The organism is Enteractinococcus fodinae (genome assembly GCF_031458395.1).
Lineage (GTDB): Bacteria > Actinomycetota > Actinomycetes > Actinomycetales > Micrococcaceae > Yaniella > Yaniella fodinae.
Map to the genome: position 1 here is coordinate 145964 of NZ_JAVDYJ010000001.1, position 18853 is coordinate 164816.

Annotated in this window: 17 protein-coding genes; 12 read left to right on the forward strand and 5 right to left on the reverse strand. The window is 59.7% G+C overall.

Features of this window, described 5'->3' with window-relative positions:
* Window position 1 precedes the first annotated feature (1 nt).
* The 9 genes from J2S62_RS00670 (at window position 2) to J2S62_RS00710 (ending at window position 9524) form a co-directional block, all read left to right on the forward strand.
* Window positions 2-1333, forward strand: coding sequence for an MATE family efflux transporter (locus J2S62_RS00670; RefSeq protein WP_310170114.1), 1332 nt, complete (start codon window positions 2-4; stop codon window positions 1331-1333).
* Window positions 1334-1361: 28 nt separating this feature from the next.
* On the forward strand, window positions 1362-1952 hold the full coding sequence (locus J2S62_RS00675) for a hypothetical protein (RefSeq protein WP_310170116.1): 591 nt from the start codon (window positions 1362-1364) through the stop codon (window positions 1950-1952).
* Window positions 1953-2063: 111 nt separating this feature from the next.
* Entirely contained in the window at window positions 2064-2462 is a 399-nt protein-coding gene (locus tag J2S62_RS00680) for a hypothetical protein (RefSeq protein WP_310170117.1), read from the forward strand.
* Between the two features lie 20 nt (window positions 2463-2482).
* On the forward strand, window positions 2483-3568 hold the full coding sequence (locus J2S62_RS00685; RefSeq protein WP_310170119.1) for an alanine racemase: 1086 nt from the start codon (window positions 2483-2485) through the stop codon (window positions 3566-3568).
* Between the two features lie 188 nt (window positions 3569-3756).
* A complete protein-coding gene (locus tag J2S62_RS00690) occupies window positions 3757-4932 on the forward strand; it encodes an alcohol dehydrogenase catalytic domain-containing protein (RefSeq protein WP_310170121.1) in 1176 nt (391 codons plus the stop codon).
* 54 nt (window positions 4933-4986) lie between these two features.
* Window positions 4987-6162: a zinc-dependent alcohol dehydrogenase gene (locus J2S62_RS00695; RefSeq protein WP_310170124.1), complete on the forward strand. Its 1176-nt coding sequence runs from the start codon at window positions 4987-4989 to the stop codon at window positions 6160-6162.
* Window positions 6163-6250: 88 nt separating this feature from the next.
* Window positions 6251-6916 (forward strand): superoxide dismutase family protein, encoded by a 666-nt coding sequence (locus J2S62_RS00700; RefSeq protein WP_310170126.1) that lies wholly within the window; start codon window positions 6251-6253, stop codon window positions 6914-6916.
* Between the two features lie 44 nt (window positions 6917-6960).
* Window positions 6961-7728 carry a hypothetical protein gene (locus J2S62_RS00705; RefSeq protein ID WP_310170128.1) on the forward strand — a complete coding sequence of 256 codons (768 nt, stop codon included), beginning with the start codon at window positions 6961-6963 and terminating at the stop codon, window positions 7726-7728.
* Between the two features lie 182 nt (window positions 7729-7910).
* Window positions 7911-9524 (forward strand): NAD-dependent epimerase/dehydratase family protein, encoded by a 1614-nt coding sequence (locus J2S62_RS00710; RefSeq protein WP_310170129.1) that lies wholly within the window; start codon window positions 7911-7913, stop codon window positions 9522-9524.
* Here the strand turns inward: J2S62_RS00710 and J2S62_RS00715 are convergent, their stop codons facing one another.
* The 4 genes from J2S62_RS00715 to J2S62_RS00730 form a co-directional block, all read right to left on the reverse strand.
* A complete protein-coding gene (locus tag J2S62_RS00715) occupies window positions 9525-10454 on the reverse strand; it encodes an HpcH/HpaI aldolase/citrate lyase family protein (RefSeq protein ID WP_310175679.1) in 930 nt (309 codons plus the stop codon).
* Between the two features lie 187 nt (window positions 10455-10641).
* On the reverse strand, window positions 10642-11775 hold the full coding sequence (locus J2S62_RS00720; RefSeq protein WP_310170132.1) for a glutamate--cysteine ligase: 1134 nt from the start codon (window positions 11773-11775) through the stop codon (window positions 10642-10644).
* A gap of 27 nt (window positions 11776-11802) precedes the next feature.
* Window positions 11803-13572 carry an N-acetylglutaminylglutamine amidotransferase gene (locus tag J2S62_RS00725; RefSeq protein WP_310170133.1) on the reverse strand — a complete coding sequence of 590 codons (1770 nt, stop codon included), beginning with the start codon at window positions 13570-13572 and terminating at the stop codon, window positions 11803-11805.
* Window positions 13573-13755: 183 nt separating this feature from the next.
* Window positions 13756-14448 (reverse strand): DUF1028 domain-containing protein, encoded by a 693-nt coding sequence (locus J2S62_RS00730; RefSeq protein WP_310170135.1) that lies wholly within the window; start codon window positions 14446-14448, stop codon window positions 13756-13758.
* 335 nt (window positions 14449-14783) lie between these two features.
* On the opposite strand from J2S62_RS00730, the gene J2S62_RS00735 reads away from it, so the two are divergent.
* From J2S62_RS00735 to J2S62_RS00745, 3 genes are all read left to right on the forward strand, one after another.
* The gene (locus J2S62_RS00735) at window positions 14784-15605 is read left to right on the forward strand and encodes a gamma-glutamyl-gamma-aminobutyrate hydrolase family protein (RefSeq protein WP_310170138.1); all 822 of its coding nucleotides are present in this window, start codon (window positions 14784-14786) and stop codon (window positions 15603-15605) included.
* Window positions 15606-16004: 399 nt separating this feature from the next.
* On the forward strand, window positions 16005-17297 hold the full coding sequence (locus J2S62_RS00740) for an MFS transporter (protein ID WP_310170141.1): 1293 nt from the start codon (window positions 16005-16007) through the stop codon (window positions 17295-17297).
* Between the two features lie 93 nt (window positions 17298-17390).
* The gene (locus J2S62_RS00745; protein ID WP_310170143.1) at window positions 17391-18065 is read left to right on the forward strand and encodes a GntR family transcriptional regulator; all 675 of its coding nucleotides are present in this window, start codon (window positions 17391-17393) and stop codon (window positions 18063-18065) included.
* Between the two features lie 71 nt (window positions 18066-18136).
* On the opposite strand, the gene J2S62_RS00750 is transcribed toward J2S62_RS00745, so the two are convergent.
* Window positions 18137-18748, reverse strand: coding sequence for a TetR/AcrR family transcriptional regulator (locus tag J2S62_RS00750; RefSeq protein WP_310170145.1), 612 nt, complete (start codon window positions 18746-18748; stop codon window positions 18137-18139).
* Between the last annotated feature and the right edge of the window lie 105 nt (window positions 18749-18853).

Consider the following 18853-nt stretch of genomic DNA (forward strand, 5'->3'; position numbering starts at 1 on the left):
CATGACCACCTCCTCTCCGCGGTCACTCTCACGCCAGATCCTGGGGCTGGCCGTCCCGGCCTTTGGCGCGCTCATCGCCGAACCGCTATTCCTGCTAGCCGACACGGCCATGATCGGCCGGCTCGGAGCTGCAGAACTGGCCGGTGTCGGACTGGCAGCCGCGATCGTCCAAACCGTGACCGGCCTGCTGATCTTCCTGGCCTATTCGACAACCCCGGCCGTGGCACGGTTCCTCGGGGCGGGACAGCTGGACAATGCCCTGGCCCGCGGCCGCGACGGCATCTGGCTGGGGCTCGGCCTGGGTGCAATCATCGCCGTCATCGGCTGGTATGCGGCACCGTTACTGGGGACCATCGCCACCAACGATGCGGCACCGCATGCGGTCGCCTACCTGCAGTACTCGATGCTCGGGCTGCCCGCGATGCTGGCCGTGTTGGCCGCCACCGGAGTACTGCGCGGCTTGCAGGACGCCACCACACCACTGATTGTCGCCGGGGGTGGGTTCGGGCTGAACATCCTGGCCAACTACGTGCTCATTTACGTGCTTGAGCTCGGAGTGATGGGTTCAGCGCTGGGCACCTCGGGCGTCCAATGGCTGATGTTCGCGGTGTACGCGGCCATCCTGATCCCGCGGATGCGACGCCACCAGGTTGGTTTCGCCCCGACCGGTGCGGGCCTGCGCGCCACCGCCCAGGTCGGTTCCTGGCTGCTGGTCCGGTCGGCCTCGCTACGAGTGGCCGTGTTGGCTACGGTGCTGACCGCAACCGCGCTGGGCACCGAAGTGCTGGCCGCACACCAGATCGTGTTCAATGTGTATTCGACCATGGCCTTTGCCCTGGACGCGCTGGCCATTGCGGCCCAAGCACTCATCGGCAAAGAACTCGGTGCTTCGAATGTCACCGCGGTGCGCGCTCTGACCTCAACCATGATCCGCTGGTCATTCGGCTTCGGCGCGATTACCGGCATCCTGTTGGGCGTCAGCGCACCCTGGCTTCCTCACCTCTTCACGACCGACCAGGCCGTCATCGAAGCCACGACCGCAGGACTGATCGTGTTGGCCATCTCGCAACCGTTATCCGGGTACGTGTTTGTGCTCGATGGCATTCTGATGGGCGCCGGTGATGCGAAATATCTCGGCCTGATCGGCATCGCCAACATTATCGTCTACCTGCCCGCACTGTACGGTCTGGCCCTGCTGGCCGCCGATGCCTCCCATGTCGGCGCGGTGGCCTGGGTGTGGGTTGGTTTTGCCGGCATTTACCTCACCGCCCGCGCTATCGGACTGTGGTTACGGATCCGTCGTGACACCTGGATTCGTCTCGGCGCGCACTGAAGACATCAGCGATTAGAATGGAGCAGACATGAACCACACAATAGACCCCGATACCACTGCCGTCATCTACCGGCCGATCCTCATTCGCGCCGGGATCGCCCTGATCTTTGGTATCGCCACCTTCTTCATCCAAGAGCCCAACGCTGCGGTGGTCAACTACGGCACCGCAATCTTCTTCCTGTTTTCCGGATCCGCGATGTGGGAATACCTGCGCCGCGACCCGGTCCCCGCAAAGATGCGCTCCCCGTTATCCATGATCGCCGCGATCTGGATGCTGGCCGCCCTGACCCTGGTCGGGGTCCAACTCGGTGACCTGTCGCCCACCGTCACCTGGATCACCATCGCCGCAGCCCTGGGACTTTCCGGCCTGGCTGAACTGTGGGCTTCCACCTGGCGCAAGAGCTTCGCACCGGCCCGTGATCATCTGATCGCCGGGGTCGCAGCCCTCGTGGTGACCGCGCTATTCATCGGCATGGACCTGGACTACCACCGCATTTTCGGCATCACCGGCACCTATGCGCTGATCGTCGGGGTGCTGTTTGCCATCACCGGGATCGGCTACTGGTTGGATACTCGCAAGGCCGTCAAAGAGCACGGCTACAAGCCACCACGGCCCTAAGCGCCCGCCGAAATTTCGCCCACAGCCGGTAGTTCTACGTTGCGTAAAACAACCACTAGAATAGAGCCGATCGAATTTTCAAAGGAGCAAATCCGGTAGCCGGAACACATCATGGCAAACTCACCTAAAAAACCACGTGGGGGATTCAAAGGCGGCATTAAAGTCCCGCTGACCTTCTCCTTCATCGTCGGTATCATTGCGTTCGTAGTGGCCACCATGGTCTCCACGGGAGGGCTCAACAACCCCGACCACCCGCTCCGCGTCGATATCGGGCTGATCGCCTTTGGTATCGCCTTCGCCGCGACCCTCGTGGTGGTCGCTCTGTTGCAGCTGACCGGCCGCGAAAACCCCGACCACCTCTCCGAAGGTTCCGGGATGAACCGCTCCTCTGAAGAACTGCACCGTGCCGCCGTAGCCCGCGCCCGCGAACGTATGCGCCGCGAACGCGAAGAAGCCCAGCGCGCCGCCGAAACCCCGCAGACCGATGCCCCTGGCGACGAGGCCCGCTAGTACTTGTAAGGGAGTAGATCGTGGAGCAGATACCGCACACTCCCGCCATCGTGGTCGATGAGACCATCCTGAATGCCAATATCTCGGCCATGGCCGAGTTTGCAGCGACCCACAACCTACAGCTCCGACCCCACGCCAAAACCCATAAAATGGGCCCCGTGGCGCACAAACAATTGGCCGCCGGCAGCTCTGGCCTGTCCGTGGCAACCCTGGGCGAGGCCCAATATTTTTTCAACGCCGGCATCACTGACCTGTTCATTGCCTACCCGGTGTGGGCGACCCGCAACGATGCTCAACTTCTTACCCGGCTCGCCGACGACGGCACACTGGCGGTCGCCACCGATTCGGTGGCAGCAGTACATCAGCTGGCCGACGTCACGGACGAACATCCTGGTGTCGAGATCATGATCGAACTCAACTCGGGCCATCACCGTTCCGGGGTCTTCCCCGACCAGGTTGTCCCCATCGCCCAGGCGATTGCCCAGCGCAACATGACCCTGCGCGGAGTGTTCACGTTCCCCGGGCACAGCTATGCCCCCGGCGCCCACAGCACGGCTGCCCTCGATGAGGCCCGTGTGCTGCGCGAAGCTAAACACATCCTTGAAAACGCCGGCTACCCCACCGAGGTTTTATCTGGTGGTTCATCACCCTCGGCCACCGCGACCGTAACCGACGGGGCCACCGAAATCCGCCCCGGGGTCTACGTCTTCGGCGATGCCCAACAACTCGAGCTGGGGCGTATCGGCTGGGACGACATTGCACTGAGCGTGGTCACCACCGTCGTCTCAAGCCAGCCAGCGCACCGAGACGCCCCCGCCCGCATCATTGTGGATGCCGGTTCCAAAATCCTGGCCACCGATAAAGCTCCGTGGGCTACCGGGCACGGCCGGGTGCTGGGCCACCCCGACGCCCGGATCATTGCCCTGTCGGAACACCACGGCACAATCCTGTGGGATAGCGATCGGCTGCCAGCAGTCGGCACTCGTTTACGCGTTATCCCGAACCACGTGTGCGTTGCGGTCAACCTCGTGGATGAGGTCTTTCTAGTCGACCACGACGGCGCCGTGAGCACGTGGTCGGTGGGCGCTCGCGGAAAGAACGCCTAGATCCACCTCCTTCGCGTCGACGAAAGGGGCCGCACATCCGAGTGTAGAAACGGCGTAGATCGGACTGACAAATGTGGACACGCTCAGTTCGCCGTGCCTAGACTCGGCCACGTACCCTAGAAAAATTCTCCTCATCACCACCCTGCGAAGAGCATAGAAGCCCAACCTCAACCGAGCGAGGAGCACTTATGCGAGCAGTAACCTGGCAAGGTCGTCGAGACATCTCTGTCGAGGAAGTCCCCGACCCGACAATTCGAGAGCCCAAAGACGCTATTATTCGCGTCACCTCGAGCGCGATCTGTGGCTCCGACCTGCACTTTTATGAGGTCCTCACCCCGTTTATGACCGAAGGCGACATCATCGGCCACGAACCGATGGGTATCGTCGAAGAAGTCGGATCCGGGGTCACTAACCTCAAACCGGGCGACCGCGTGGTCATTCCATTCAACGTGACGTGTGGGCACTGTTATTACTGTCAGCGCGGCTTGCAATCTCAGTGTGAAACCACCCAGGTGACCGAATACGGCACCGGTGCATCGCTGCTTGGATTTTCCAAACTCTATGGCCAGTTGCCCGGCGGGCAGGCCGAATACTTGCGCGTACCGCACGCCGACTACGGCGCGATCAAGGTCGGCTCCGAACTGTCTGACGAACACTACCTCTTCTTATCCGATATTCTGCCCACTGCATGGCAGGCCGTGAAATACGCGCACATGCCCGATCAAGGGGTAATGGCAGTGCTGGGACTTGGACCGGTGGGCCAATTCGCGGCCCGCATCGGCGTCCACCTTGGCCACGAAGTGGTGGCCGTGGACCCGGTGGCAGAGCGTCGCCAGATGGCCGCCCGCCACGGCGTCACGGTAGCCGCCGAACATGAAGAAGCAGTCCAGCTCATCAATGAGCGCACCAATGGACGCGGAGCCGACGGGGTCGTGGATGCCGTCGGATTGGAAGCCCACGGCAATCACATCGCCGCCGGGGTGCAACGGGCTGCCGGACTGCTCCCAGATGCCCTGGGCCAAGAGGTTTTCGAAACCGCCGGAGTCGACCGCACCTCGGCGTTGAACTCCGCGCTAGACCTCGCAGCACGCGGTGGCACCGTCTCGCTCAGCGGGATCTACGGTGGGATGGCCACCCCGGTTCCGATGTTGACGATCTTTGATAAGCAACTGACGATCACCGCCGGGCAATGCAACGTGCGCCACTGGGATCAGGAACTGATCCCCTACGTGGAGGACCCAGCCGATCCCTTTGGGGTCACTGACCTGGTGACTCACCAGCTGCCACTGGACCAAGCTCCCGAAGCCTACGAGATGTTCCAGAAAAAACAAGACGGCTGCATCAAAGTCGTCCTCAAGCCCTAAACCGTTTCTCAACCGACATGCACGTCCCACGATCACCGAACACGAGGAAGACTCATGCGAGCAGTAACCTGGCAAGGCCGACGGAACCTATCGGTAGAAGAAGTCCCAGATCCAACCATTCAACAACCCACAGATGCGATCATTCGTGTTACCTCCACGGCCATCTGCGGATCTGATCTTCACCTCTATGAAGTCCTGACGCCCTTCATGGAAGAAGGCGATATCATCGGCCACGAACCGATGGGTATCGTCGAAGAAGTCGGCGCCGGGGTGACCAACCTCAAACCCGGGGATCGGGTGGTGATTCCGTTCAACGTCTCATGCGGGCACTGCTTCTACTGCCAACGCGGGCTGCAATCCCAGTGCGAGACGACCCAGGTGACCGAATACGGCACCGGCGCGACACTGCTTGGCTACTCGAAGCTCTACGGTCACTTACCGGGCGGGCAGGCCGAATACCTGCGCGTGCCCCACGCTGACTACGGGCCGATCAAAGTGGGCGAAGAACTCTCCGACGAGCACTATCTCTTCCTGTCGGATATTTTGCCCACCGCCTGGCAAGCCGTGAAATATGCCCACATGCCCGAAGCAGGTGTGCTGGCTGTCGTGGGGCTGGGACCGGTCGGTCAGTTCGCCGCACGCATTGGGGTGCAGTTGGGTTACGAGGTCGTCGGTGTGGATCCGGTGCCGGAACGTCGCGAGATGGCGGTCCGACACGGCATCACCGCCGCGGAGCACCACGACGAAGCCATGGAATTAGTCAACGAACGAACCGGCGGTCGCGGTGCTGACGGGGTAGTCGATGCGGTCGGGATGGAAGCCCACGGCAACCCGGTGGCTGCGACCCTCCAACGCGCGACCGGTCTGCTACCCGACAAGCTTGGCCAAAAAGCCTTAGAGAATGTGGGCATTGACCGAACCGCCGCGCTCAACTCATCCATCGAGCTTGCCGGACGCGGCGGCGTGGTATCCCTCAGTGGTGTCTACGGTGGTGCCACCACACCGCTGCCGATGTTGTCGATTTTCGATAAACAACTGACGATTACCGCTGGCCAGTGCAATGTCCGCAATTGGGACGAAGACCTGCTGCCGTATGTCGAAGATCCAACCGACCCCTTGGGTGTCACAGACTTGGTGACCCACCGGATGCCACTGGACCAGGCGCCCGAGGCGTATGAGATGTTTCAAAAGAAACAAGATGGTTGCATCAAAGTGGTCCTGCAACCTTAGCTCTTGTCCAGCAAGCATCTCCTCAGCAGTACAGCCGCCTCCTACCCTCCGTCAGGCGGTACAGCACGACACAGGAAGGAAATGCCGTATGCACACGAAACAATCCTCCAAATCTCGCCTCCCAGCCGTCCTAGCGGCCGCCGGGCTCGCACTTGCGGGCTGCGGGTCAGAGGAGGGGCAGGAACAAGAACCTCGAGACCACACAGAAGGTGGCGGAGCCGAGGGAGAAGGTGCTCACCCTGATGAACGGACAGGTCCGTTTGCGACCGCCGAGCTCATGGACGCCGATGCGGAAACCGTCGGCCAGGTCGAATTCTATGACCGAGATGTCCAAACCGAAGTCGTGGCACTCGTGGAAGACTTCGACCCGGGCTTCTATGGATTCCACATCCACGAGAATGGGGAGTGCGAACCCAATAGCGAAGACCCCAACGACCCAGAAAACACCGGTGACTTCATGTCCGCCGGTGGACACCTGACAGCCGATGATGCCGAAGACCACCCAGAACACGCCGGAGACATGCCGCCGCTACACGTCAATGAAGACGGCACCGCCACCATGTCATTTCACACCGATCGCCTCGATGAGTCGCTGCTCGTAGAAGGCGAGGAGGGCACCGCGGTGATGGTGCACTCGGATCCGGATAACTTCGCCCATGTTCCCGAGCGCTATCTCGACGGTGACGAACCTGACGAAGACACCCTGAACACCGGGGATGCTGGCGACCGCCTCGCTTGTGGCGTGATTGAGTGATAGAACGCGACGGCTGGCGACCAGCGGATTAGGATGGGGGTGTTATGGCAAAAGAAGCAGGACCACAAATTAACTGGGTCGGAGCCGCTGGCTCCGGGCTGGGTTCGGTGACCTCGGCTGTCTTGCTGTCCACCACCGGTGCAGCCGGTACTTGGATTGGTGCCGGTATCGGTACCTTCATCATTACTGTGGGTGGGGCCATCTACGCCTACTACCTGCAGCGCGCCAAGACGGGCATCGAAAAAACCGCCGACAAAATGAAAAAGGTCGGCGGCTCTTCGAAGAAGGACACCCGGCAGGACACCACCTCGATCAGCGCTCAGCGGGATCCCAACGAACCATCTCGTGCCGAAGCTTCGGCCGAGGATGAGGAACATACCGGAAGCGAGGCGCTCTCGAGCAAGGTCAAACCGACCTTCAAAGAGGCCCTGAAGAATATCCGGTGGAAACGCGTCGCTGCGCTCGCCGCCGGGTTATTCGCCCTCACGATGGCGGTCATCTTCATCTTCGAGCTGGCCACCGGTCGCCCAGTGTCGTCCTATACGGGCGGCACGAGCCCAGACAGCACTGGTACCTCCATCACAGGCGTCCAAGATCCGGCAGAGGGTGACCCGGCAGAAGTCCCGGCTCCTACACAGGATGACGAGATCGAGCAGCCGGAACAGCCAGGAGAAGTGCTCCCCGAAGAGGAACAGGAACCGGCACCTGAAATGCCGGAAGACGCTGTGCCACCACCGGTGGAGCCCGAACCACAGCCGGTACCAGAGCAACCGGCCCCACAACCACAAGACGAACCCGTCGAAGCACCCTAAGAATAATTGGTCGTCTCGAACCGCACCGTTCCAGAGTTTCTGGGGCGGTGCGGTTGTTCGTTAACGCTCCGGTTGCACGAGTAAGCGAGCCTAAAACATTGTTTCCCATCGTCTCGCCGTGTTGTTATGGAATCATCTCATCGCTGCTTGAAGACCACTAACAAGCAACACAGGAGTAAGTCATGCGAATTGCAGTCGTTGGAGCCACGGGCAATGCAGGGACCGCCGTGCTGCGCGAACTCGCCGCACGCGATGAAGTCGAATCAATCCTCGGCATTGCTCGGCGTTTACCGAACCGCGAGATGGAACCGTACCGGCAGGCGGACTGGCAACAGATCGATATTCAATTCGAGCGTGCCCGCGCGGACCTGGAAAAAGCGCTGAACGGTTACGACGCGGTGATCCATTTGGCATGGCTCATCCAGCCCAATAAAGAACGCGACTTGCTGCGGCGTGCAAACGTCGATGGCACTCGCCACGTGCTAGAAGCAGCCGCGGCGGCAGGTGTTCGACACATCGTGGTCGCCTCCTCGGTTGGAGCGTATTCACCGGTCGATGACGATGAGTTGCGTGACGAATCATGGCCGACCGAAGGCATCGAGAGCTCTCACTACAGTGTAGATAAAGCGGCCCAAGAACGCGTCATCGATGAATTCGAAGCGGCTCACCCGGAGGTGACCGTCGCCCGGTTGCGGCCAGCTCTGAAATTTCAGGGCGGTGCCGGTTCAGAGATTCAGCGATACTTCCTCGGCAAGTGGGCACCCGTGCAGCTGCTCCAACTCGGACGGCCACCGGTTATCCCGTTCCCCAAGGATGTGCGAGCCCAAGCGGTGCACACCGATGACGTCGCACGAGCCTACGTGCTGGCGGCGCTTAAGGGTGCTGAGGGGGCCTTCAATATCTGCGCCGATGACGTGCTCGACGCCGCCCGCATTGGGGGAGTGGTCACCGGGAACTCGAAATACGGCCGAGTGGTCCCGGTCCCGAGCAAAGCGTTGCGCCCGCTCATCAAAGCAGCACATCGAACAGGAGTGCTAGCCGCCGATGAAGGCTGGCTGGACATGGCTCTGCGCGTGCCCCTGATGGATAATAGTCGAGCCAAACGAGAGCTCGACTGGTGGCCGTCGATGAGCGGAGCTGCGGCATTAGAAGAACTTATCCAAGGCATGGCGGAAGGTAGCGGTAAACGGTCGGCCCCGATGCGGCCCCGCGATCCGCAATCCACGGCGCCGTTTACACTACCGGATGCCGAGCACCAATTGCCGGAGGACATTGATGCCCTTGCGCTCCGCCAGTACATGTCGGATCACCTCGCCGGCGCCACCGCAGGGCTAAACCGCATTCAGAAGCTTGCCGAAGCGTTCATGGAGACCCCGAAATACGGGGATATCGCCACGGTGGCCGAAGAGATCCGCGTCGAGCATCACTACCTGGAAGAACTCATCCAAGCCCAAGGGTTCCCACGTCCCGGGGTCACCGCACCCGCCCTGTGGGTCGGTGAGCGGCTAGCCCGGATCAAGTCCTTCTTCCCGCAGGGTGTCAAAATCACGCCATCGGTCTTGGTCTTAGAAACCGAGTTGATGATGTCAGCGGTGACTGGAAAGCTGCACGGCTGGCGCTCCCTGATGCCGATTTCCGAGGCCCTGGGTGTGCCACAAGGGGTCTTCGAAGAACTGGCAGACGATGCACTCCGGCAGTACAAGATCCTGCAAGACGTCCACGATTATGCCCGCCAGGATGCGTTCAACAAATCCGCCGAAACGGACCCTGAAGACGCCTTACCGAGCAGTGAGTAATTAGTAGTAGTAGGTGTCGTTCGGGGAGTAATCACTTGATGACCCCGGACGACGCCACTCAATCCCGAGTGCTTCGGCGAGTTCAATAATGCTATTTGACCGCGCCAATCGTGGCAGGTCTGAGCCGTCACGAATTTGACCGCCGGCCTCTTCGAACTCGGCCAAGAAGTCATGGGCCCAGGTGAGTTCTTCTTGCGACGGGCTCAGACCGGCATTAATGGTTGCGGTCTGTTCTGGCAATAAGCACAGCTTGCCGGTAAATCCGAATTCTGAGGCAATGGAAGCACCCTGAATCAGTTTCTTACTGATCGTGCCTTGCGTGGGCCCATCAATTGGCGAAGGCAACATCGCGGCCTTTGAGGCAATGGTGAATTGACTGCGAGGATAGGCCAGCGCGCGGGCTGACCCGCCAAAGCCGGTGTCGCGGCGGAAGTCTCCGGTCCCAAAGGCCAGCCGGAAGGTGCCGCGAGCGGCAGCAATCGAGTTGATACGTTGCAGGCCGCGGGCGGTTTCTACGAGCGCAACAATGGGCACGCCCGGCAGGCGCGCGGCGGTCTCATTGACGTGGTCGGTGGATTCGACCATCGCGAGCATCACGCCTAGCAGCCCACCGTTATGGTGCGGGCCATCGAGTTGATGGGTGATGTATTGTGCTAACTCGCTGACGTCGTGTTCCCACCACTGGCTGCCATACGCATTGATGCGTACCCAACCGGTGTGACCTGCCGCGAACCATTCAGTGACATGTTTCAGCGCACGCTCTTTATCTTTGGGCGCCACAGCGTCTTCGATATCCAGCACGACGACGTCGGCTGCAGAGTCCTCCGCCTCCTGAAAGCTTTCAGGCCGGGTGGCATTGACGAGCAGCCATGATCGGGCAAGGTCCGCTTGGACTTTCTGCCCGGGTGAGGGCGTTACATACGTCGTCATGATGGAATTGTTGGACACCGGGTCTCCTTGTAATGCGCCCACTTTTTTGCGCAGTGAAAGTCTTCATTCGCTGTGTTTAGCTGGAAAAGGTCAGGTACAACAGTACCGCGAGCCCTCCGCCTAACCAACGAATCAAGCTATTGGGGCACACGGTGTGAGGTGCCCAATAGCAAGGTGGCTTTTCTTACTAGCTCGGTCCGATACCTACCCGTTGGGAATCGTGGTGGTCATGGGTGGCGTGCACAACAGCATCCATGACGTCATACATGTTGTTGTGGTGTTGATACGCTTCTCGCTGTATTCCGGTCCCAGAACCGCCCTGCAAGATTTCTGCCACCACGGTCTGCACGGTCTCTTCTTCATCGTATTCGCTCAGGACTGGTGCAAGTTCATCCAGCAGCTGCGCTATCGCATCGCGTGCGGCAATTGGTGTCCCAGTGAATGGATTGATCAACTCTGCTTCCACCCCGTAGCGACTCGCCTTCCAAGACCAAATTCGAAGAAGGTTGGCCGATACACCAGCAGGCTCCTCGTCGCCTTTGCGGATCGCCGTTTCCACGAGTGCTCTGGCCAGGGCAGCGACAACGGCCGCGTGCTCAGCCTTGAGACAGACATCAGCCACACGAACCTCGAGGGTAGGTTGATGGTCGCACAGGCGAGCATCAAAGTAGAGCATGCCCGCATCCAGGGGAACTTTCGTGTCCAAGATCGCTTGGCGATGTGCTTCGTATGCGGCAGCGGTATGGAAGATTTCCGTGGGGCCTGCGGTTGGCCAGCGTGACCAGGCCTGGTACCGGTAGGATGCGAAACCGGTATCGACGCCGTTCCAGAAGGGCGAGTTGCTGCTCAGTGCTAGTAACAAGGGCAACCACACCCGGATGCGGTCTAGTGCGACTACGCCCTCATCCCAAGAATCGATATCAATGTGGATATGAAAACCATTGGTGAGCTGTTCAGCTGCGGTGAGCCCAAACCGCTGTGCCATTTTGTGGTTTCGTGGGCCGGGCGTCCGGCGCGGGCTGTCTGTTGCCGGAGCAGTGGGCATCGCGGCGACCCGCCCGCCGGACTCCGCGGCTGCGGCTTCGGCCAGCGCACGCCCCGTGCGGATCGTCTCGAGCTGCTCAGCAAGGGTAAGTTGCGGCGGAGAAACCACTTCCAGCTGTTCTTGTTTAAATTCCGTGGTGAGCTTGTGCCCCGTGGGGGTTTCCCGCCCGTTCCTGGCGACGATCAATTCTCCTGCAGGCAGGGGATTCAGAGAAGTTGCATCTACCAGCAGTAATTCTTCTTCGACTCCGAATTTCCGCATATCGCGTCCCTTCATATATCTTGAATTCTTTGGATAGCCGGACTACCCAACATTGTGGCTTTGGAGCCAAAGTTCTAACAGCCCTAGCTTCCATAAGGTGTTGCCACCCGTGGGCACGTATTGGTCGTTGGGGTTGTCCAGCAGAGCGTTGATGTAGTCGCGGCGAAACAGGTCTCGCTCCTGAGCTTCCGGGGCGTGCAGCGCCTCGCGGATGTCTGTGAGGATTGGGTCTTGCAGGTGCCCCAATGCTGGAACGGGGAAGTATCCTTTCGGCCGGTCGATGACCTCCGACGGTAAGAGCTTCCGGCCGATATCTTTCAGGATGCCTTTGCCGCCTTGGGCAGTTTTCAGTTCGATGGGACACGCCGCAACCAGCTCGACCAGTTCGTGATCAAGAAACGGCACGCGGGCTTCAAGCCCGGCAATCGACGACATGTTACTGACGCGTTTGACTGGATCGTCTGCCATGAGCAGTTGCGTTTCGAGCCGGAGCACTGCATCTATCGCAGTTTCGGCCCCCGGAGCGCTGAGCTTGTCAGCAAGTCGTTCGTGGCTCACATCCGTAGACGTCAACCAGGTTGGGTTCAGGATCTGTGCCAGTTCGTGCTGGGTATGATCCACAAACGCTTCTTCGAACACCGCCAACGCTGACTCTCGAGGTACCGATTCAGCGACTTGGTGATACCGGTATCCGGCGAAGAGCTCATCGGCACCCTGGCCAGATTGCACCGCGTTGGAGTGTTTCACGACCGCTTGAGAGTGCAGATAAAAGGCCGGGACATCATGGCTGGCCATCGGCTCCATCATGGCGGCCACAGCGTCACCGACCGCCCCAGCAAATTCTTCCGATCCAATGTGCAGGGTGTGATGATCCGTCTGGAATTCCTCGGCTATCCGATCCGAGTATTCGAATTCATTGCCTGCTTGTTGGCCGTTGGAGTCGAAACCGACACTGAAGGTGGGTATATCGCGCTGGCCGGCCTCTGCCATCAATGCCACCAGCAGGCTGGAATCCAGGCCCCCGGATAAGAGCACCCCCGTGTCGTCATCGAGACGACGTTGTACTGCAACTTGCAGCGCATTACAGATAGCTTCCTGCCAGTCTTGCTCATCCCAATTCGCATAGACGTGGTTGCGCGAATAGTCAGGCTGCCAATACACGCGCTCGGATAGCTGGCCATCGGAGTCGATGATGTGCATGGTGGCCGGTGGCAGCTTGGTGACCCCAGTGAGGATGCTACGTGGCGCGGGCACAATGGAATGCCAGCTCATATAGTGATGCAGCCCGATCCTATCGACCGACGTATCAATTCCGCCGCTGGCCACCAGCCCGGGCAATGTCGACGCGAAGCGTAACCGCCCGTTGAGATGCGCTACATATAATGGTTTGACGCCCAACCGATCACGGCCTAACAGCAGTCGATGGCGTCGCAAATCTGCAAGAGCTATGGCGAATTCGCCGTGTAACCGCTCGATGAAACTTTCGCCCCACTTGCTATACGCTGCAAGGATTACCTCGGCATCTGTGCCGGCGCGGAACCGGTGATCTTTGGCGAGTTCGGAGTACAGTTCGTCACGGTTGGTTAGATGCCCATCGAAGACTACCGCGAGTTCTTGTTCTGCATCGTAGGTGGGCTGCGAGCTTGCGGAAGCACCGGTGTTGCCAAGTGGTATCTGATCGAATGCTACCCACCCGTTATTCCAGATGCGGTTGTCGTTAGCCGTCCCCAGGGCGTTGGCCATTTTCTGTACTGCGCCTGTTTCTGCTCGGGCTCCTCGAAACGCGAGTTCACCTGCAATAGCACACACCATAAGTCCCTCCTATGCTCATCAGCAGCGGAATGTTCGTGTTCTGCAATCCGCTGGGTCGCTTAGTGCTTTATGGGTGATTTACCCTAACACCGGCCGAAGAGGCGCAAACAGAGTTCTCCTGCTTTTATTTTGGGAGATGATTATTTTCATATCCTGGCAGAAGCCTCGCCATCGTCTAGCTGATTAGCCAGCAGAGTCTTCGGCCATTGCCTCTCGTGTTTGTTCCCCCACGTAGTCATTTCGCGTGGGTAGTTTTCGGACCTGCGGAATCAAGTCTTCGGCAAACGTTTCCACGAGCGCGTCCAACGCTGCGGCGGGATCAGTGGCATCATCGACGCGCACGTCCCACAGTGGGTACTGTTCGGTGTCGACCACATAGATCGCACCGGAGACCGAACCGTGCCGATCCGCGCCTGTCGCTTCGCCGGCTTGCAGAGCGCGCAGGATCCTATAGGCCAACTCGAGGTTCTCGTGCTCATCGAAGGCATCCATCGTGGCCTCGAGTGTTTCTGCTCCGACAAGTCGGTTTCCTTGCGCGACCGCGTTGCCACGCTGCAAATGCCCCGACCATTCAGGAGTTTTGGACCCGGTCCAAGCGGCTGTATTGCCTTGTGCATCGATGATGCCAAGCTGGCGATATTCCCGACCATCGTCGCGGCGGATGACTTCTTCGAGCGACGCCTGAGCATTGCTACCTCCGGCCATCAGGGCCAGACCGTCCAGTGCCAGGTAGGGATTCAGCGTGGCCTGCGTAGCCGCTGCGCCCACCCCGCTTTGTGCATGAGAAACGAGTTTGCCAACCCCGGGCAGCGCTGTAATGGCCCCAACACCCAGCTGCCCTGTGGCAGGGTCATACGCACAAATGGAAAACGTCACGTGACTGCCCTCCGAAACGAGCTGTAAAATCGAGTATTAGCTTGACGCTGTTCTTAACTCTCACACACGACTGAAGAGCACGTAAACGGTGGACGCGCTTACCAAGGCACGCCAGATGTCGGGCAGATGCACGCCCGAGCAACGCTTCGTCCCGCCGAATACTGGCTGTGTTCAGCCGGATTTATAAGAGCGGAGAAAACTGCAAAAGTGAGCGCGGAAGATCAGGAATTATCTTGCGGAGCGCAGTGTTCCACTAGTGCAGAAAGACCCACTTGAACTGCACCTATTCCTACATCTTTTCAGTGCCGAGCACAGTGAACCATAAGGAGGACATATTGACTCAGCAACACCCAGGCTTTTCGGTTCGTTACTTTCAACAGGAACAGGACTTCGAAAAGGATGGCCGCCCGGTCATCGCCGTCGTTGTTTCCTTGTGGACACCTAAATTAAGTAACTGGTCGGCACAAGCTATCCACGACCTTACGATGCAGGCTGTCACCACCATTCGGGACCAAGGCGGCAGGCCATTAGTCATCGACAGCTCTGCGCCCACACTCCAAGAGCGTGGAACCACCTGGCATGACCAGGTCGATGCGTTCGTATATATGGGCGGCCCTGATGTTCACCCGGGTTTTTATTCCGACGTCGACCTGTCCACCGAGATGCCATGGATCGATGCAAAAGCCGATAAGTTCTGCCTGGATTCCGTTGGTCGTGCGGTGGCAGAAGACAAGCCGGTACTCGGCATTTGCCGCGGATCCCAGTTGCTCAACGTTTCCCAAGGCGGCACCTTAGTTGAGCATATCGAAGGACATCGCCAAGATCTTGGGGACGGCGACATGGGGTTCATGGACGAAAAAGTAGAACTTGTGCCCGACTCTCAGATCGCGCAAATCCTAGGAGGCGCTGGAACCATCGGTGTTCGAAGTGCCCATCACCAGACCGTTGACCAGCCCGGTTCGGGATTAACCGTGACCGCATACGCGCATGACAACAGTATCGAAGCGATAGAGCACGAAGACAAAGCATGGGTTATCGGACTGCAGTGGCACCCCGAAGAAGCCTCAGCCAATGAGGAACACCGTCGTCTAATTTTCCAGTCCCTCATTTCTCACGCGGAACAACCAGCCCTGAGTAAGTCAGCTGTACAGCAATAAGGGAATCTTGACACCGCAGGTCGGGTGGAGCCCGGCCACACCGGGGTGTTTTTGACCTCTACCCACGCTAGGTGGTCAACGCCGAGTTCCCGTTGAGGGGCAGAGGTTGACTGCCTAGCCAAGGCTGGCTGCAATAAATAACGACTCCCGGCGGTACTACCTGAACTCCGCCGCGGAGCCGTCCAACGCCACCGCCCTTCAGAACGAGACTCTCTGGGACAACGCTTCAACGTGGACATCAACATCGCTGAAGCACTCCGCGCCGCCTCAATAGTACGAGCCCGGTAAGTAGCGGCTAGCCTTCTTGTATCCAAGATGGATCCCAGCTATAACAGTGGCAGGGCGTGCGAGCGATGATCGCCGCTCAGCCAAGCGGGTCAGAGAGAAGGTAGGGCGTTGATGAAGACGCGTACACGGGCGCAGGCGAAGCTGATTATTGCCCAGTTGTTTTCCGGTGCTGGGATCGCATCGGGCTATGCCGTCGGCGGCCTACTGGCCGAGGAAATTTCAGGACGCACCGCGATGGCGGGTTTCGCGCAGATGAGTGTGATTCTCGGGGCCGGTCTCGTCGCCTACCCGTTGGCGGCATTAGCAGGTCGGCGCGGTCGGCGGACGGCGCTTACTCTCGGGTTCGGGATCGGCACGCTCGGTGCCGGGGTGGTGTTGCTGGGCGTGGCGGTGCAATTCCTGCCGTTATTCATGCTGGGCATGATGATGTGCGGATCATCTACAGCTGCGGGTTTGCAGGCTCGGTACGCCGCCGTTGATCTGGCTGATCCGGCAGCGGCTGGACGAGCGATGTCGCTGGTGGTGTGGGCGACCACGATCGGCTCGGTGCTGGGCCCTAGCTTCACCGAACCTGGTGCGCGCCTCGGCGATGCGCTGGGAATGAATGGCCTGGCTGGACCCTACCTGATCTCGATGACAGCGTTCGCCTTGGCCACCCTGTCAGCATCAACCCTAGCCCGCGGAGTGGAACAAGACACAGCAAGCAATACTCAGCCCGCCGGCACAGCTGCACCGGCGACGCTGAAGCTCGGTGCGGCGCTGCGCTTTGCGTTGGCGCGGCCGGTTCCGTTGTTTGCCATAGTCACGGTAATCACCGGGCAGATGATGATGACCAACGTCATGGTGATGACGCCGGTCCATATGGACCATCAGGAGTTCTCCCTCGGCGCGATCGGCATCGTGGTCAGTATTCACATCGCCGGGATGTACGCGCTGTCGCCGGTCTTCGGGTGGATGGCTGACCGCTGGGGGCCGGGTACGGTGATCGCGGCCGGTACTGGGGTCTTTATTCTCACGATCACACTCGGCGTCATCGACGCCCTGGCACCGGTATCATCAATGGTCCTGTTGAGTGTTGCATTGTTGCTGCTCGGAGTGGGATGGTCGATGTTCCTCATCGGCGGTTCGGCGCTGTTGACGTCATCGGTGCCCAGTCACGCGAAGATTCCACTGCAGGGCGCGTCGGATTCGGCAATGAACCTCGGTGGGGCGTTGATGGCAGCGATGGCTGGGACCGTACTGGAGACAAGCGGCTTCCTGGGGATCAACCTCATGGCAACCGGGGTCCTGCTCATCACCCTGGCTTTCTCCGTGAAAGCGATTCCACTGATGCGCTGGCCCGGAAGAGCACAGCCCACCGGTGAGAAAGAAGACGCTGGCCTCGAGCAGTCACAAGTGCGCTAAACGCCGGGCTCCGATCATAATGGGAGGCGAGAAGACGGGTTGAGGGACTACTCTGCCCGATCTGGAGAAAACAGCACCGAGGAGGTCACGCACATGGCGAAGACAGGTAATAGCACTAGCGCTGCTGAGCGTGCTTATCAGGTGATTCGCGAGCGGATCCTCGACGGCACCCATCTTCCCGGCACGATGCTCGGTGAGAATGCGTTGGCGACCGACCTCGGGGTCAGCCGGACACCCATCCGTGTTGCCCTTGCTCGGCTCCAGGATGAGGGGTGGATCGTTATCTATCCTAAGCGCGGAGCCCTGGTCCAGGGCATGAGTGAGCGCACGATCGCAGAGCTTGCCGAGGCCCGCGTCCTTCTGGAAACCACGGCGGTGGACCGAGCATCCACGCAGTTGCGCCACCGGCTGGCCGATCGTCTCGATCGCTCCATCGCAGAACAGCGCGAAGCACTCACCCGTGGCGACCTTCGCGGCTTCATCGACCTCACCCTCGAGTTTCACCGGGGCTTCGTGGAGGCTGGCGGTAACACGGTGCTGCTGGAACTCTACGCACAGTTGTCCGACCGACACCGTTTCGTACTTTTTGCCGCCGGCGACCGACTACTGAATCGTGGCGCCGAAATCATCGCCGAACACGTGCAACTCACCGAGTATCTCCGCACGGGAGATGCAGACGCATTCGCCAAAACGTTGCGCGTTCACATCACTGAGAATGCCCCACCGGCCGCCCTGGGTCGGGACTCTACCGAGTTCATCACGGCATAACGGAGGCAGAAACAGCAGGACGTGGGTCACTCACGATCTACCCCGACCGGTTCGCTGCCACCGCGTGGTGGCTAGTCTTGTTCGATGCCTTGAAAAATCAGGTCGACTAAAACATCTCCGGTTTGCTCTGCGCCAGCGGATTTTTCTGGTGAGTACCAATCAACCAGCGAGTTGACGGTTCCGTAGATGAGACGGGCCAGTACTTTAGGGCTGGTGGTTTCTCGAACGGATCCTTCAGCCTGGGCATCAGCGATGAGGCTTGCCAGCCGCGTCGTCAGGTCACGACGACGTAAGAGGGCTTTCGTTTCAACCTCGGAGTTGCCGCGGAGTCGCAATAGCAGGGTGACGGAATGCTGCCTGTTGACTAGGACTTTAACCGCACCCTTGATGAGCGCTTCGATCTTGTCCCGAGCGGGGCCGGCGGTATGCTCCGCCTGTTCTGTCACAGCTTCGAGTCCATCAAGCGCATCATCGAGTGCACTTTGAAGAATTTCTTCTTTGGTCTTGACGTGGTGATAGATCGCCGACTTGGAGATACCCAGCTCCGTGGCGAGCATGCCCATGCTGGTGGCTTCGTACCCGTGGCGGTTGAAGACCTTCACACAAAGATCCACCAGGGTTTGGCGATCGTATCCGGGGCGGCCACGACGGGTCGCTTGGGTCGGAGTGGGTGTAGTGGTCATTCAAGCTCCTTGAGTGAAAGCCAGGGTGATGCAGCGGCGATCAGAAAGTCAATCATTATCGTACGTTGCCTGCCGTGGAGGGCCAATGCTTGGCTCTCCACGGCA